Genomic DNA, 16,719 nt, shown 5'->3' on the forward strand with positions numbered 1-16,719 from the left:
ATACTCTCTACAGCATGAAACTTTTTCTCACGATCAAGCACAGTATCCGTGTACGCACAGATTTTTGAAGTGAAATTTTCAAAGAACAAAGAATGTCGTGCTAAACTTTAATTTCTGTTACTTATAAAATTTGGTGTGAAAACTATACAATTAAAAAAAGAAACTTACAGAATGTTGCAGATGATAAAGGAAATAAAAAAGGCAAAGACATTTGACGAAGTAGTTCGTGATCTAGTTCTCAAGGAACTTGGAGTGGAGCCCGAGATGTTTGGCGTAGACAAGGGAAAGATAAAGCCCTACACACCTGGGGATAGAATGGAGGATCGCTTATAGTAGTATCTGGATAGAATACTTTATAGGCACAAGTAGAGGAGCACAAGTAAAAAAGCTATTGGATAAAGGAGGGTATAAGCCTTCCATTGGTCCTAGCAGAAATATCGAGGAAATATTTGAGGGAAGGGGCCAGCTTGGAAACTGTGAGAAAGAGGCTTATCTTCATAGCGCGCGCTGTCCAGCAGAACCAAATTATATGAATTTCTAGTACACAACCTTTAAACCAGCGAAAGCCTCCTAGACATTGACTATTCATGCAGAGTGAAACATCCCCTACCAGGGTGCTCTTACTATCCATACTTGGAAACCTAGCAGTATTTATTGCAAAGATGCTGGGTGGAATCCTCTCCGGTAGCCTTGCGCTTCTAGCAGACGGCGCAGACTCTTCACTAAACGTATTTAGCAGTAGCATAGCCTACTATTTCTACAAGAAATCCCAAAAACCACCAGACCAGAGGCACCCATATGGCCACGAAAAGTTCGAGGTTTTCGGCTCTCTCCTCATACTACTACTCATGGTGCTAACCTTCTCGGCGATCGGGTTCCTGGCTATACATCGGCTACTCGAAGGTATGCCGGAAAAAATAGACCCAGTAAGCATAGTGTTTGCCTTGTTCTCGCTCGTGCTCAACCTGACAGTCTCCACCCTACTTAAAAGATTCTCAAGCGAAAGCCTCCTAGCCTCAACTGAGTCCAGACACATATCCCTAGACGTGGCAGAAGGAGCTACAACCCTCGCTGGTGTAACCCTAGGCTCGTATCTTTCAAGCCTCTACGACCTCTTTGCAGCAATAGTGATCCTAGTAATAGTTACTTACTTTGTTTTAGAGACACTGAAAGACCTAAGGGAACAAATAGTAGACACTTCCCCAGACATAGAGCTGTCACAAATAATAGAAGAAGCCATAAAGAACAGCCGACAAGAGATCCAGTACCACGCCTTACGTTCCCGTAAATCCGGGAGAAAGATATATGCAGACCTCCACCTCGTCGTTCCCAAAGAACTCTCAGTAGAAGAAGCACACAAAATATGTGACGAAATCGAGAAAAAGGCAAAGGAGAAACTAGGAGAAAACATAGACATCACGATTCACGTGGAGCCGGCAGAATAAGTATAGCACCAAAAATAAATACTACTATCCTTTTTGATTATCTGAATGATGACGCCGTCCCAGTAGCAAAGGAAAGATGACTACCTCGCGACGAGCTGACGAATTAGTTCTTGTATCATAAAGAATTTTTCTCGGTAGAAAAAAAAGTATCAAGTTTAAGTAAATCATTTATATTTTTTACTAGAAATGCTTATCAATTTTTCTTTTTCCAACATTACCTTGTTCAATGTTTAACTTAGTATCAATGAATTTTTTACATATTTTTTCCAAGAGATCTTATATAAGTAAAGAGTAACAACCACAGGACATGTCGAAACCCAAGTCTAATCGAACAATTATGCTAGCCGGCGTAGCAGCTGCACTCATCGTCCTAGCCGTAGCCGCATTTTTCCTGCTCGGTCCAAAACAGCCGAAATATAAGGACACCATTGTCATTGGCACTACTGACAGTGTCCAAACAACTCTTGACCCATGCGAAGCCTACGACTATCTAGGCGTGAACATTATTCAGAACATGGGTGAAGGGCTTTTCGGCTACGAGCCAGGCACCGCAAAGATAGTTAACAAGTTGGCGGTAAGCTACACCATTAGTGCTGACAGGAAGGTTTGGGACATCAAGATAAGGACAGACGCAAAGTTCCAAGACGGGACGCCACTGACAGCTCAGGCAGTTGTCTGGTCATGGGAGAGGACTATCAAGTTAAACCAGGACGCCGCCTTCTTGATTGGGGACCTTATCGAGAAAGCGGAAGCCGTTTCAGACGATACTGTTAGGGTCTACTTGAAGCAGCCCTTCGAGGAAACATATGTAAAATCCCTCCTTGCAACCTGGGTAGCTTTCCCTGTTAACCCGAAGACGACTCCAATGGATGTAGTCAAGCCTCCAAACACAGTAGACATGATTGGGCCCTACAAGCTTGCAAGCTGGAAGCCCGGCGAGTACATCGAGCTTGTTGCGAACCCCAACTATTATGGCGAAAAGCCCAAGACACAAAGGATAATTATACGGTTCTACAAGGACGCACAGTCCCTCAGGTTGGCAGTAGAAAACGGAGAAGTAGATGTTGCATTTAGAACACTGTCACCAGCAGACATAAAAGACATAATGTCCAAGGGAACACTACAAGTCGTAAGCGGTCCCGGAATCGCGCCAATCAGGTACCTCGTGTTCAACGTAAACAAGGAACCATTCAACAACAAAATTGTTCGGCAAGCCATCGCTTACCTAATCGACAGAAACCAGATCGTTAACACCGTTTATATGGGCAAGTTTGCCCAGCCCCTCTACAGCATGGTACCAATAGGATTCCTTGGACACAAGGACAGCTTCAAGGAAAAATATGGAGAAAGACCAAACGTAGAGGCGGCTAAACAACTCTTGAAGCAGGCAGGATACAGCGAGTCAAACCCGCTCAAGATAGAGCTATGGTACACGCCAGTCAGGTATACGCCAGCAGAGCCAGACATAGCAGCCATCATTAAGCAAAACCTCGAGGCGAGCGGTATGATAAAGGTGGATCTAAAGAGTGCAGACTGGGCAACATATAGGTCACTCTTCAAGCAAGAAAAGATCGCCATGTGGCTCCTCGGCTGGTTCCCAGACTTCCTAGACCCAGACAACTACGTGAGGCCATTCTACCACTCTGGAGCTAATGGATGGCTACACGTCAACTACAAGAACCCGACGGTAGACGACCTCATAGACAAACAGGTCTTACAGCCGACTGACCAGAGAATCCAGACGCTTGCACAGATACAAGACATAGTCGCAGACGACGCGCCGATTATTCCACTCTGGCAGGAGGGACAGTTCGCGGTTGCCCAGCCCAATGTCAAAGGCATAGTCCTAGACTACTCTCAGATATTCAGATACTATCTTATATACGCGGAAACCGGATAAAATATTTCTCTTTTTCTGGTGTTTTTAGATGGGCCTAAAAGAATACGTTATTTCAAGGTTGATCCTCACCCCCCTGATGTTATTCATACTGCTAACCTTTGTGTTTATACTTCTTCGAGTCCTCCCTGGAGACCCCATCACTATGCTTGAGGGCAAGAATATCCCCGAAGATGTCCTCGCGAGGAGAAGAGCTGAACTAGGCCTAGACAAGCCACTCTATGTTCAATACCTCAATTATCTTTATTCCATATTTGTAAAGCTTGACCTCGGTTATACTGCTCTCGAAAGGATACCTGTCTCCTATTTAATCATGACACGGCTCCCGGCAACAATCGAACTTGCAATATCCTCTACGATAATTGCTGGAGCCATTGGAATAGTTATAGGGCTCCTATCGGCAAGGTACCAATACGGAAAAGTTCCCTATTTCGCGAGGATATATTCCTCTATTGTATACTCTATCCCAGTATTCTACATAGGGCTAATGCTACAAGCATACTTCGCGAGGCCTCTAGGCCTGCCCACTACTGGAAGGCTTAGCCCAGTAAACATGGTTCTTGCGGATAATCTTCCTGTGAAAACAGGCTTCGTCTTTATTGATGCCTTGTTTTCAGGTAGACCCGATATACTTTTCGACTATCTTCTCCATTTGAGTCTTCCATCTTTGACCCTTGGAATATACCTTTCAGGAGTGTTTTCACGCGTAACTTATCTGTCGGTGGAAGACGCCATGTCACAAGACTATACACAAGCAGCTAGGGGGAGAGGCATAAGGGAATGGACAATCGTCAAGAACTATGGGCTAAGAAACGCTTTAATACCCATCCTCACAATGGCCGGGCTCCAAGTCGCGGCCCTACTTGGTGGAGCTGTCCTTACAGAAACGACTTTCAACTGGGATGGCATAGGTCTACTTGTATACGAGGGTATCTTAAAACGTGACTACGCGATTGTCCAAGGAGCAGTCACGATATATGCCGTCCTCGTCGCTATTGTTAGCCTCCTAGTCGATGTACTCTATGCTTTTGTAGATCCAAGGGTGCGTTACTAATGCGGAAGCCGAAGACTTTTGGCGAATGGTGCTTATTGGCTGGTGGGATTCTAACATTGATCGTTCTAATGTTGGCTCTAATTGGAGACCTAATTGCTCCAGGAAACACAATCTCGAGTTACATAATTATTGATGGCAGATCTGTAGAGGTTCCGCCGCTACTGCCTCCTCTCTCAAGACTTCATATAGACGGGAGAACTGTAACATTCATTTTGGGAACCGACCAGCTTGGGAGAGACGTCTTCAGCAGATTATTGGCTGGTGCCAGATTTGTGTTGGCAGTGGCCTTTCTAAGCACGATCGTATCAACAGTCATAGGAGTCTTTCTTGGTTTAATATCTGGATATATCGGCGGTCTTTTCGACAGGACACTTTCCCTAGTAATGGACAGCCTCTACTCTCTACCCGGCCTGATTGTTGCAATAGCACTTGCAGCCTTCCTGGGGACTGGGCTAGTCAACATGTCCCTCGCAATTGCCGTAGCCTATATACCCTCGTATTTCCGCATGGTGAGGGGCAACGTGCTCTCTCTAAAAGGAATGCCATTTATAGAGGCATCCAAGATTGCTGGGGCCAGCCCGCTTAGCATAGCTCTTCGCCAGATACTGCCAAATACCTTCCCGTCAATAGCTTCTCTTCTCCCCATAACTTTTGCAGACGCAATTATAACAGAGGCAGGCCTGTCCTTCCTCGGGCTAGGCATAGAGCCACCTACACCAGACTGGGGCTTCGACCTAAACAAGGGCAGACAATTTTTCTTGGCTGGGTACTGGTGGATAGGAATCTTCCCGGGACTAGCAATAGTCATCACTGTGCTGGGATTCCTCCTACTAGGCGAGGGGCTAAACGAGGTTCTGAATCCTAAGAGGTGGGAGGCGTGACCCTGCTAGAGATTAGAAACTTAAAAGTTAGCTACAACACGAGGCGAGGGAAAGTTGAAGCACTCAGCGGCGTTTCGCTCGATGTCGAGCAAGGAGAAGTCTTGGGAGTCGTTGGCGAAAGCGGCTCGGGAAAGAGTACACTGGGGCTGGCAATCATGAGACTCCTGCCCCGATACTCACAGATAGAACAGGGGAAAATATTCTTCGACGGCAGAGATATCCTAAAGCTTGATGATGAAGCACTGAGAGAGATGCGTGGAAAAGAGGTATCCATTGTTTTCCAGGATCCGTACTCTTCCCTCAACCCTGTAAGAAAAATAGTGGACCACTTCATTGAATTATTTGTAGAGCATGGCTACACCTACGAAAAAGAGGAAATAGAGAAAATAGCGTCCCAGCTTCTAGAAAAAATGGGTGTGCCACCAGAGAAATTATACGACTACCCCCACCAGCTAAGTGGGGGACAAAGACAAAGAGTAGCAATTGCTCTTGGTCTAGCTCTAAATCCAAAGCTCCTCATAGCTGACGAGATAACTACGGCGCTTGACGCACTCGTAGAGGCACAGATAGTAGAGCTCCTCAAAGAAATAAAGAAGGAATACAAGACCTCCATAATGTTTATCACACATAACATGGGCCTCGTTGCCCAGCTGGCAGACCGCATAGCTATAATGTATGCAGGGAAACTAGTTGAAGTTGGTAAGGCAAGAGAGGTCATAGAGAAACCACTGCATCCCTACACAAAAGCACTGCTCTCGGCTGTGCCGAGAATAGGCGGCTCCAAAGCTCTTCAGCCTATACCGGGGGAGCCTCCCGACATGAGGAAGCCACCCTCTGGATGCCGTTTTCACCCAAGGTGCCCCCTCGCTACAGACCTATGCGTGAGGGAAATCCCAGTTCTCAGAAACATAGGTGACAGATATGTCGCATGCCACTATGCATGAAATCCTTAGGGTAGAAAACCTAAAGGTATATTTCCCGCTGAAAAGAACAATCGAAGACATAGTGGCAAGGAGACAGAGATTCCTCAAGGCAGTTGACAATGTGTCTTTCAATATACCTGAAGGAGCAATAATGGCCCTTGTAGGCGAAAGCGGCTCGGGAAAAACAACCATAGCCAGAACTGTCGTCGGCCTCGTCAAACCCACAGATGGTCACGTCTATTTCAGGGACCGAGATATCTTTAGCCTAAAGGGGGAGGAATTCAAGGTATACAGAAGAAAAGTACAGATGATTTTCCAGGATCCAGCCGTAAGCCTAAACCCGAGAATGAAGATAGGGGATCAAGTCAAATACCCCCTAGACGTTAACAAAATAGGAACAAAAGAGGAGAGAGTAGAAAAGACAATGAAAGTCCTAAAGGATGTAGGTTTATCCCCGCCAGAAGACTTCTACAACAGGTATCCACACCAGTTGAGCGGTGGACAGAAGCAGAGAGTAGCCATTGCAAGGGCACTAGTCCTAGAACCAGAGATCCTAATAGCAGACGAGCCAATCTCAAACATAGACGTCTCCGCTAGAGCCCAGATCCTAAACTTGTTGCAACAGCTAAGAGACAGGCTTCACCTGTCTATTCTATATATTACACACGACCTCTCCTCTGCATGGGCCATCTCAGACCAGGTAGCAGTAATGTACCTTGGCAAAATCGTGGAAATGGCACCTACTTCAGAGATTTTCAGTAATCCTCTACACCCGTATACTCAAGCCTTAATCTCGGCGGTCCCCTCACTGAATGGCTTCCCCCTGGCTAGGAAAACAAAACTAAGGGGAGAGATCCCGAGCCCAGTAAACCCGCCTAGTGGTTGCAGGCTTCATCCAAGGTGCCCCTTCGCCATGCCTGCTTGTAGGGAAAAAGAACCTGAAATTATAACTTTAGGAAGGGATCATATTGTGGCATGCCACCTTTACTCGAAAAGCTAGGATAACAGGAAATTCTCAGCTATCTCTATGAAGCCTTCGCTATAAGGCTTGCTTGCCACGTAGTCGGCTCTCTTCTTTACCTCTTCGGGTGCATGAGAGGGGCAAGCAGAAAAGTCGGCCACTTCAAACATTCCTAGGTCTACCTCGCTGTCCCCTATAGCTATTATCCTCTCAGGGGACTCGCCCAGGAGTTCTAAAACCTTTCTAACGCCGAACCCCTTGTTTATACCTGGTGGATGCACATGCAAAGCAACCCCACTATACATCACCTCGTAGCCCAGCCCCACGAAAACACTTCTAGCCCTCGACACAGCGACACTCGGGTCTACGCCCCTCTTTACAACAAAGGCTACGTCGACATGCCGATACATGTTCTGCCAGCTGTCCTCCAGGCAACACCCAAGCTCTTCCATTGCCACGCGGATAACCCTCTCCTTGTCAATACTGCTCAAAACATGCAAGGCATTTTCGAAGCCTACTACTCCACCGTTCTCGGCAACGACTACACCTGAGCTTGGAAGATATCTGGCCAAGCCGTAGACTATCGGATATGCAGTGGCGCTTGCAAATGATACGAGAAAACCCTTCTCGACCAGCCTCTCTAGCACACCAACAACCCTGCTTCCAATCTTGCGGTTAAAGTCCGTCAGAGTCCAGTCAACATCAATAAATACCGCAGTCTTCATCAAGCCAAAGTTCACCTAAAGCTAAAATATTTTTCTTCTCGCTCAAAAATCCAATAACTAGTTTTCAACTTTACGTTTTACAACTAATACCGCAGGGGGCAATAAAAATATAATATTGTTTTTCACACTATATTTTGTATGGGTACTGAAAATTTTGAGCCATATTATATGGGTCGCCTCGTAGTTGTTGAGGGTGGCAATCCGTTTTTCTTTAACGTTGTCTTGTCGCGGGAGGCTGTTAGGGCTTTAGGCATAATAGAGGAGGTTGCCAGGGTCTTCCGGGAGGAGAATGTCCCGATTCTCTTGTTTAAGGCTAGTGTTCCGCCTAGCGGCGTCGATGGGGATGTTAGGATAATTGTCTCTGCTGACTTGAAGGACGAGAAGCAGGCAGAAAGAATAGCCCAGAAGCTTAGACGCATCCGCTATGTTTCAAGGGTAGAATACGCAAAGCCAATAATGCCTGGAGTAGGCGTAGACGCCTGGAGCCACCCACAGATGCTTCACAGCGACAGGGCGCTAGTACTCTCAGAGATCTACCTGAAGGAGATCTTGGCTTTCGGCTGGGGCGGCATCGGCCCAGGCTTCGCCGGCCTCATGTATAGGGTCTTTTTCGAGGCTGGCCGGAAGATTTACGACGAGCTATACGAAAAGCTAGTCAGGACCCGCGAAGACTTCATAAAGCTACTAGAGGCCAGGGCGAGGCTACTTGGCTGGGGTGTACTAGAAGTCGTAGAGCTAACAGAAGACAAGGCGGTCTTCAGGGTATACGACAACATAGAGTGCATGAGCCTCAAGGGGATAGAGGGCGCAGAAAATGCTTTGCTCAGAGGCCTACTAGCAGGAATCTTATCCGGCTACTGGAAGACAGACGGATACCACATTAAGCCAGCAGAGACAAAATGCATAGCCAGGGGAGACCCATACTGCCAACTAGAATACAGAAAAGAAAAATACGAGCCACTTGTATAAAAAATATTTGTTTTTCGATTTTATTTTCCTGTGCCACTTGTTAGAACTGTTTGCCCAAGGGACTGCTACGACACCTGTCACCTGCAAGTTGTAGAGAAGGCTGGCTTGACTCAGGTTTTGCCGGATCCGTCAAACGAGTTCACCAGTGGTTTTCTCTGTGCAAGAGGCGTTGCTGACCTTAAAAGGGCTTTTTCCAAAGAGAGGATCCTTTACCCACACTTGAGGAACAAGGGAAAACCCAGTCTAGGGTTCAAAAGGATAGGCTGGAGCGAGGCCCTTAATATCGTGGCCGAGAAAATCACGGAGACTATAAGGGACTATGGCCCCGAAGCATTGCTCCACGTGGAGTATGCGGGTAACATGGGTCTCCTGGCCTGGTACTATCCCCAGAGGCTGTGGAACTGGCTACAGGCAACGATGACGGATTATAGTATATGTAGCAAGAGCGGGCACGCCGCGCTTTCGCTCCACTACGGCTTAAGCTACGGCAGGTTGCCCGAAGAGATGAAGGGCTCAAAGCTATTCGTATTCTGGGGATTCAACGCCGCCGTAAGCTCTCCGCATTTCTGGGCCCTGGCCCTGAGGGAAAGAAACAAGGGCGCACTGATAATAGCAATAGACCCAAGAAAATCTGAGACAGTGGAACGGAGCGATTTCTCCATTAATCCCAGGCCCGGCACAGACGTGGCCCTAGCCTACGGAGTAATGAATATCCTGATTTCTGAGGAGCTCTACGATAAAGACTTTGTAGAAAAGTACACCATTGGCTTCAAGGAGCTAAAAAATGAGGTGTCAAAGTGGCCACCTAGCCGGGTCTCCGAAGTCACAGGCGTCGATGTTTCTTCCATTAGGAGGCTTGCAGAGCTATACTCCGAGAAAAAGCCAAGCGTCACCTTTATTGGTCTCGGTATCCAGAAGAGCCTAAACGGGGCGCAGGCCGTTAGGGCTATCTCTCTCATACCTGCTCTGCTAGGCATCCATAGGGGCTTCTACTATACAAACAGCAGGAGATGGCTAGCCAACATTGCAAAGGTCACAGGGGAAGAAATCTCGAAGCCAAAGCGAATCGTTAGCCAGGTGGCTCTGGCCGAGCACATCGAGAGGGGCGAGTTCAAGTTCATCTTTGTCTACAACATGAACCCTGCCTTGACCCTTCCAGGACAAGAGAAGCTCCGCAGAGGATTAGCGAGGGGAGACGTGTTTGTCGTCCAGTTCGACACGCATTGGAACGAGACTTCCATGTATGCAGACATCGCTCTGCCTGCCACAACCTACCTCGAGAAGTCAGACGTAGTCCTGCCCTATGGACACAACTATGTCGCTTTCTCGCAAAGGGCCATTGAGCCGCAGGGCGAAAGCAGAGACGAGACGTGGCTCACATGCGAGCTAGCGAAGAGGCTTGGAGCCCCAGAATGGGTCTGCATGGATCCAATCCAGGTATTAAGGGAGGCACTAGAGGGGGCCATAGAAGGCACATTCGAAGACCTATTGAGCGGGAAAGTTCTGAGGCTCAAGACGCGTCCACTAGACGCGTACCAGACGCCCAGCGGGAAGATAGAGCTATACTCAACAACTGCCATTAAACTAGGCTATAGCCCCTTGCCAGAGATGGAATACCTGACAGGCAAGGGTTTCGTTCTCCTCAACTCTGCTACCCCGAAATATACCCATACACAGTTCCGCGATGTCTACGGGCCCATACCAGCAATTGTCCAGATAAATCCAGAGGACGCCATGGAACTTGGGATAAGGGACGGAGAAGAAGTTGTGCTCTACAACGAAAACGGGGAGGTAAGAGTCAAAGCACAAGTAGTCGACAAAGTCCCCAGAGGTGTCCTGTGGTCTCCTAGGCAGCTTATAGACTTGAACGGTAGGCCCCAGAACACTCTTGTCCCGACGACAACCCAGAAGATAGGAGGCGGCCCGGTCTTCAATTCTGTAATGGTATATTTGAGGAAGCCTAATTCCACTGGCTAAACCGTTGGACAGCGAAGAAGATATTAGGCAGATTCAACAATACAGTTTCGAGGCAAATGGAGATAACCAGCCCCATAGTAAACTTTCTCGTAGTGGTCGCGGCGCTCATCATAGCTATTGCCTCAACATTCTTTTACCACGCTTCTTACTCCATCTTTGTATTCCTGCTTGTTACTGGGTCGTGGCTCGTCTTGACAGCTTTCCTTACAAGGAGAAAACGCGGCGTGACAAGGTATCCTGCTAGCGCTGTTCGCTCCCTGTACGGCGGTCTAATGCTTTCCGTTTCTGCCGCAGGCATCCTTTTCCTCGACTCTTTGGACTGGAGGATAGCTGTCATAGTTTTTCTAGCGGGTATTGGTTTAACAGGCGTGGCTTTCTATCTGCTAGCTAAACAATAAATACATGGCGAATTCCTTTTCTGTATGGCTAGGCTTCCAGAACAGTTCCTAGAGTGGAACTACTATGGCCGTAAGAGGCTTCTCGAAAAGCTCTTGTCGGGAGGCATGACCCGCGAAATGGCTTTAGAATTCATGAGGCATACACCTGTCCTCGTAACGGCGGCAGAGGTCGACGGCCGAATCGAGGTAAATGGGAAGGTGGTGGGCTCAGGCTACGTTGCAAGCAAGGACTACCTTAGTGAAAAAATAAAGGTCTTCAGGGAACACATCAAGGAGTCAGACGAGAAATATAACAGTGGAGTCGGCTACGACAAAATAGAAGAAGAACACCTCCTAAGAGGGGTTAAGCTCCTCCTGGAGCATATATACCTCGAAAAAGAGAGAGCCGACCGAGAAATCGACTTCGAAGTTCTTGCTACAGTCGAGCTGGCAAAGCAAAGCCCCCACTCTTCTAAGCATACCTGGAGCCTGATCCAGAAGAACCCCCGCGTAAGCCTTGTCTACTATCAACCCCCAGCACTTAGCTATGAAATCAAGGGCCACGCCTCTATACACCTAGACGACCAGCTACACGAATTTGTCACCCTTGTCCACGACTCTTTCCACTATACGCCTCCCCAGGCTAGAAGCGATAGACCAGTATACATTATACACGTAGAAGAGGTCTACGACAACAGTGCAAGCCCCAAGGGTTTCGGGAGAAGACTGGTATAAAAAGAATCCTTTTCACTTCAAAAGCTTTATTGTTTTTACCTCGTATGGAGCCATCTCCACAAGAATCTCGCCATCCCTTGTCTCAATTTTGCCCAGCGAGTTAAGCTCCGGAATGTCTACCTCTACGGCTTCCCTAAAGACAGCGTTGAGCTTTACCCTTGTCTTCACATTCCTGCTTTGAGGGTTATAAAGCCTAATGACAACACCGTCTCCGTCTTCTGACTTCTTGAATGCTCCCAATAGGACCTCTGGGGGCTCAATCTCGATGAAGCTTTCAGCCATGCCTGCAGGGGACCCGGTATCAAATATTACTGGGTCGTAGAGAACCTCGCTGGACACGAAGGGAACCCTTGCCTCCTCGTAGCCGCCTAGATGGGGGTAGATATAGTAGGTGAACTCGAACTCGCCCAAGTCACTCCACGGGTTGGGGAAGAGAGGCGACTTTATGAGGCTAAGGCTGACAGCTTCCTCGCTTACAGAGTAGCCGTGCCTGCTCGGAGAGATAACTGCAAATCCAACTTCTCCATTGGATATGTCGACCCATCGGAGAGCCGGAGACTCGAATTTAGCCTTGTCCCAGCTCGTCTTCCACGAGGGGCTTCTCTCCACTACGCCGTATGGCGTCTCGAAGACTGCCCTTAAAGGCTTAAATGACGGCTTGAACCAGGCCTTGAGCAGGTAGCCCTTGTCGTACCACTCCAGCCTCGTCTTGACCTCGACTACTGGGCTCGAATCGTAAACGCATATTGTTTGCTTGATCCTCGACTTCTTATAGCTCTTCTCATACTCGATACATGCCTGTAGGGGTCCATTCGAGACGATTCTTGGCTTTGAGACTGTGACTGTGTCTTCCCACTGCGTCAGAAAGTCATCTGTAAGTTCCCACGCATCAAACACCCCAGGCTTGTCCACGTGTATCCTGAGGGAGTTCGAAGGATAGGATAATATTTCCCTGCCGCTTGGCACGAGCTTTAGATACTTGATTTCTCCGTTGCTAGCAACAAAAAGCTCGAGGACCCCGTTGTTGACAAGTACCCCGTCATCTTTTTCTTCAACGATGATTGAGCCCCTCGGTTCACACTTAGACTCGCCTATCTCCATGCTCCTATACCCGGCAGGAGGCAACTCGACCTCTACCAGCAACTCCTTTCCGTTGTCCTGGCAACGAGCACCTTTGGGTTGCAGGTGCCTCGGCACGGAAACGATTGCTTTCCGCCCCCATGGCAGAGGGTTAAAGAAGCCCACATTGCCGGAGCCACCATTAGTTAAGGATTGTAGCCCCTCCTTCGTGATATCGGCCAGTTCTTGGATCGCCCTCGTAAGCTCCCTGGTTGCTTCGTCGTATACCTCCATTATGGATGACCCTGGCAAGACGTCGTGGAACTGGTTGAGGAGCACAGTTTTCCAGATTCTTTCAAGCCTTCTAGCATAGTCTTCACGGGTCTTGAGATACGAAGCAGTTGCGACCAATTCTGCAATGTATAGGTTCTTTTCGGCTCTCCACATCAGCTCCTTTACCGGGAGATTCGTTGTATACGTGCCCCTGTGATACTCTACATAGAGCTCATTGTTCCACACGGGCAACCCGTCTCGCACTTTCTCGATCTTCTCAAGGTAATCCTTCTCAGAGAAGGGCTTTATCCTTGGAAGTCCTGGGACCTTTGACAAGAATGGGAACCGTTCAAGCATCTCGATGGTAGGGCCTCCCCCGCCGTCACCGTAGCCGTAAGCATAGGGTATGAATGGTGCCGAGTCCTTCTCCTTGTACTTTGTCCAGTAGTCCCTTATGCTGTTAGGTGTAAGCATCTCGTTATAGCTGTTTAGAAGTATCTGTACAGGAATAGTTGACCCGTCTACACCTTTCCAGAGGAAGGAGTGGTAGGGAAAAGTATTCGTATCGTTCCAGAGAGGCTTATGCGTAACGAAGACCTTTAAGCCGCTTTTCAACAGGAGCTGGGGAAGAGAAAAAGCAAAGCCAAAGCTGTCAGGTATCCATCCTATACTGCAAGTCCTGCCAAACCTAGAATAGAAATGTCTCTGCCCATAGAGAAACTGTCTCGCAAGGCTTTCACCTCCCACAAGTTGCGTGTCGCTCTCTATCCACATGCCACCCACAGGTATCCATTTGCCCTCCTTGACAAGCCTCTTTATCTCTTCAAATACGTCTGGGTAGTCTTCCTCTATCCACTCATAGTAAAGCGCAGAGCTCTGTGCATAGACTGCCTCATTGTAGTTTTTCAAAAGCTGAATCATGTTTGAAAAAGTCCTCGCGACTTTTTCACGGGTCTCCCTAAATGGCCAGAGCCACGCCGCATCTATATGGCTGTGTCCGAGGGCTAGAATCTCTCCGCTGAGAGTGTTCTCCTTGGATAGAGAGTCAAGCACCGGCAGTATTCTTTCCTCTATCCTGTCAATGGCCTCTCGTAGCTCGTTTATATCTACTGCGCTAATGTCCCTGAGTTTTCCAGCCAAGACGCCGGCGCCATATACTCCAGAAAGCCACGAATAGTCACCATATTTACGTGGTATATCCCCCCTAGGAACCCCCTCCACCGTCTCATAGAGAAGGCTTAGAGCAGCAGTCAACTGTTGGATGCTGGGCGTGACAGATATGTCCCTTAAGGCATTGAATAAGGTCTCCTCTAGCTTCATGCGTAGCTGGTCTCCAGAAGGCAAACTCCTTACATAATCCAAAAGTGATAATAGGTTCAAGGAGAGGTAGAACGCCCTTGGATAAACCTCTACCAGAAAGGCTCTCCTAAGGCAGAGGCTCCAGTCATGGTAGCCGAACATCCTCCGAATCGAGACCCTCATCCTAATGTTCCTCGTTCCAGGCTCCATGGGAAAATAGGTGTGGGCGTCATCTATGCCTCCATAAAGCTTGTCATCTACCTCTAGGGTTGCATTCCCACCCAGGACAACTTTGAAAAACCACTTGTAATCGGTTGGAGGAACCCTTGCCCTCGTCTCTAAGAGGTAGATTCTGTCCGGTTCTGCCTGTATGTGTATCGGCAAGAAAACCTCTCTACCGTTCAGCCTCCAGATCTGTAGGGGAATAAATCGCTGGACAGAGGCCGATAATAAGTCAAAGAGCCTCCTCTCGGCGTCCCAAAGCTTCATAATGTCCGCTAAAAATAGACCTATGAGTTATTAAAACATTACTAATCTGAATTAAAAACAAATTCTCAAAGGGATTGTGCGAAGAAACGAAAGATAAATCGTTAGGCACATGGTTGAAGAGATTGTTCTAGTAATGCGAAACAAATTAATCTTTGTTTTATTGTTCTCCTATTAATGAATAAAAAAATAGTGCAAGCTATAATTGGGCCTATCTTGTTTTTCCTCCTAGCTGTTTTGCCGCCTCTACCATTTGTTACACAAGCCTCCCAGCAAGTCAAAGCACCATTTACAAATGCTCCACAAGTCGCCCTCGGGGGACTAATCTGGGTGGCAACGTGGTGGATATTCGAGGTTGCACCTCTCGGCTTGACGGGTCTCCTCGCGGCAGCACTCTTCAGCTTTCTGGGCTTTGTCTCGTGGGGGGACTCCCTAAAGAGCTTCACTGACCCTATTATATGGGTCTTTATGGGTGGCTTTGTCCTGGCCAAGGCTTTCCAGGTCTCAGGGCTAGACAGGAGAATAGCACTATGGATCGCAAACCTTTACAAGGGCCAAAACCCAATGATTGCCGCGCTCTTTGTCGCAGGCTTGCCCGTATTCTTTCTAACAATGACTGGCTCAATTACTGCTTCAACTTCCGTAGTATATCCAATAGTCCTCTCTTTCCTGGCGCTTACAAGAGCCTCCGACAGGTACTCAGAAGCCACTCTGCTTCTCTTAGGAGAAGCGGCCACAGCTGGGGCCATGCTCTTCCTGATAAGCACACCGCCAAACCTAATAGCGAAACAAGTGATCGAGTCAAATGTCCCAGGGCTAACCCTCACCTTTTTCGACTGGTTCATCGTGGGGACAGTCCAGGCAGTAATCGGTCTACTCATCGTATGGATAATAGTCTTCGCGGTTCTAGGAGTTAAAAAGGAACACTCGCTCGAAAAACTGCAGGAAATAGTAGTCCAAGAAAGGGCAAAGTTGCCCCCAATGTCTATCCGCGAAAAAATAGTTCTAGGAGTCTTCCTCTTTGCTCTCTTCTTGTGGCTTATACCCGGGCTCCTCAACATAGCCGCAAACCTAGACCCAAACCTGCAAACACTAGCCAAGACTGCCTCGAGCCTGCTCCCTGAAGCTGTACCAGCCGTCCTAGCGATTCTCCTCCTCGGGCTAATAAAAGTGCAAGGGAGACCGCTCCTAACATTCAAAGAGATATCGGAAGGAATAGACTGGAACGTCGTCTTCCTATTTGGAGGCGGCCTGGCCATGGGGAAAGCACTAGACTCTAGCGGTTTTTCCAGCTGGATAGGTCTCATCGTAACAAATAGCAGTATACAGCTCAACACCTACACACTTAGTATTATCGGCGGAGTTCTAGGATTCCTAATTACTTTCCCAGCATCAAACACTGCATCAGCAATAGTAGCTGCTCCACTAATTGCAAAGATCGCAAAAGCCGCAGGAGTCAACCCAGTCGCTCCAGTAATCACGACTGCCCTAGCATGTTCTATTTCCTCGGCCATCCCCTCCACGACACCGCCAATGGCGATAATCTACGGCTCTGGAAAAGTAAACATAAAGAACATGTTCAAGGCAGGATTCCTAGCCGACGTCACACGTCTCCCAATCCTCGTACAACTCTTTCTATCGCTTAAAGGATTATAGCC

At 48.0% G+C, this 16,719-nt stretch carries 14 protein-coding genes; 12 read left to right on the plus strand and 2 right to left on the minus strand.

The genetic code is table 11. The annotated features are described in order from the left end of the window. Positions 1 to 135 precede the first annotated feature (135 nt). The 7 genes from N186_RS07340 to N186_RS07370 all read left to right on the plus strand — a co-directional run bounded on the left by N186_RS07340 (position 136) and on the right by N186_RS07370 (position 7,200). Positions 136 to 333 (plus strand): hypothetical protein, encoded by a 198-nt coding sequence (locus N186_RS07340; protein ID WP_020963157.1) that lies wholly within the window; start codon positions 136 to 138, stop codon positions 331 to 333. A gap of 254 nt (positions 334 to 587) precedes the next feature. Then, complete coding sequence (locus N186_RS07345) at positions 588 to 1,445, plus strand: cation diffusion facilitator family transporter (RefSeq protein ID WP_020963159.1); 858 nt, start codon at positions 588 to 590, stop codon at positions 1,443 to 1,445. Between the two features lie 307 nt (positions 1,446 to 1,752). After that, the gene (locus N186_RS07350; protein WP_020963160.1) at positions 1,753 to 3,345 is read left to right on the plus strand and encodes an ABC transporter substrate-binding protein; all 1,593 of its coding nucleotides are present in this window, start codon (positions 1,753 to 1,755) and stop codon (positions 3,343 to 3,345) included. Between the two features lie 28 nt (positions 3,346 to 3,373). Then, positions 3,374 to 4,396, plus strand: coding sequence for an ABC transporter permease (locus tag N186_RS07355; RefSeq protein ID WP_020963161.1), 1,023 nt, complete (start codon positions 3,374 to 3,376; stop codon positions 4,394 to 4,396). Continuing rightward, on the plus strand, positions 4,396 to 5,277 hold the full coding sequence (locus N186_RS07360) for an ABC transporter permease (RefSeq protein ID WP_020963162.1): 882 nt from the start codon (positions 4,396 to 4,398) through the stop codon (positions 5,275 to 5,277). Before N186_RS07355 ends, N186_RS07360 begins: the two co-directional genes overlap by 1 nt. Beyond that, positions 5,274 to 6,221, plus strand: a complete 948-nt coding sequence (locus N186_RS07365; protein WP_020963163.1) for an ABC transporter ATP-binding protein — start codon at positions 5,274 to 5,276, stop codon at positions 6,219 to 6,221. The genes N186_RS07360 and N186_RS07365 overlap by 4 nt, the downstream gene beginning before the upstream one ends. Further along, on the plus strand, positions 6,199 to 7,200 hold the full coding sequence (locus tag N186_RS07370; protein WP_148682145.1) for an ABC transporter ATP-binding protein: 1,002 nt from the start codon (positions 6,199 to 6,201) through the stop codon (positions 7,198 to 7,200). Before N186_RS07365 ends, N186_RS07370 begins: the two co-directional genes overlap by 23 nt. Here N186_RS07370 and N186_RS07375 read toward each other — a convergent pair. After that, complete coding sequence (locus N186_RS07375; protein ID WP_020963165.1) at positions 7,197 to 7,886, minus strand: phosphoglycolate phosphatase; 690 nt, start codon at positions 7,884 to 7,886, stop codon at positions 7,197 to 7,199. The genes N186_RS07370 and N186_RS07375 overlap by 4 nt on opposite strands. A 138-nt stretch (positions 7,887 to 8,024) precedes the next feature. Between N186_RS07375 and N186_RS07380 the strand changes: the two genes are divergently transcribed. From N186_RS07380 to N186_RS07395, 4 genes are read left to right on the plus strand one after another with little or no spacing between them, the layout of a single operon-like run. Beyond that, positions 8,025 to 8,855, plus strand: coding sequence for a 4-vinyl reductase (locus N186_RS07380; protein ID WP_020963166.1), 831 nt, complete (start codon positions 8,025 to 8,027; stop codon positions 8,853 to 8,855). A 30-nt stretch (positions 8,856 to 8,885) separates the two neighbouring features. Further along, positions 8,886 to 10,832 (plus strand): molybdopterin-dependent oxidoreductase, encoded by a 1,947-nt coding sequence (locus tag N186_RS07385; RefSeq protein ID WP_020963167.1) that lies wholly within the window; start codon positions 8,886 to 8,888, stop codon positions 10,830 to 10,832. A 56-nt stretch (positions 10,833 to 10,888) separates the two neighbouring features. After that, complete coding sequence (locus N186_RS07390; RefSeq protein ID WP_020963168.1) at positions 10,889 to 11,230, plus strand: hypothetical protein; 342 nt, start codon at positions 10,889 to 10,891, stop codon at positions 11,228 to 11,230. Positions 11,231 to 11,254: 24 nt separating this feature from the next. Next, entirely contained in the window at positions 11,255 to 11,944 is a 690-nt protein-coding gene (locus N186_RS07395) for a hypothetical protein (RefSeq protein WP_020963169.1), read from the plus strand. 12 nt (positions 11,945 to 11,956) lie between these two features. Here the strand turns inward: N186_RS07395 and N186_RS07400 are convergent, their stop codons facing one another. After that, a complete protein-coding gene (locus N186_RS07400) occupies positions 11,957 to 15,064 on the minus strand; it encodes an alpha-mannosidase (RefSeq protein WP_020963170.1) in 3,108 nt (1,035 codons plus the stop codon). A 174-nt stretch (positions 15,065 to 15,238) separates the two neighbouring features. Between N186_RS07400 and N186_RS07405 the strand changes: the two genes are divergently transcribed. Continuing rightward, positions 15,239 to 16,717 carry an SLC13 family permease gene (locus N186_RS07405; RefSeq protein ID WP_020963171.1) on the plus strand — a complete coding sequence of 493 codons (1,479 nt, stop codon included), beginning with the start codon at positions 15,239 to 15,241 and terminating at the stop codon, positions 16,715 to 16,717. Positions 16,718 to 16,719: the final 2 nt, after the last annotated feature.

The sequence above is a fragment of the Thermofilum adornatum genome (assembly GCF_000446015.1).
GTDB lineage: Archaea > Thermoproteota > Thermoprotei > Thermofilales > Thermofilaceae > Thermofilum > Thermofilum adornatum.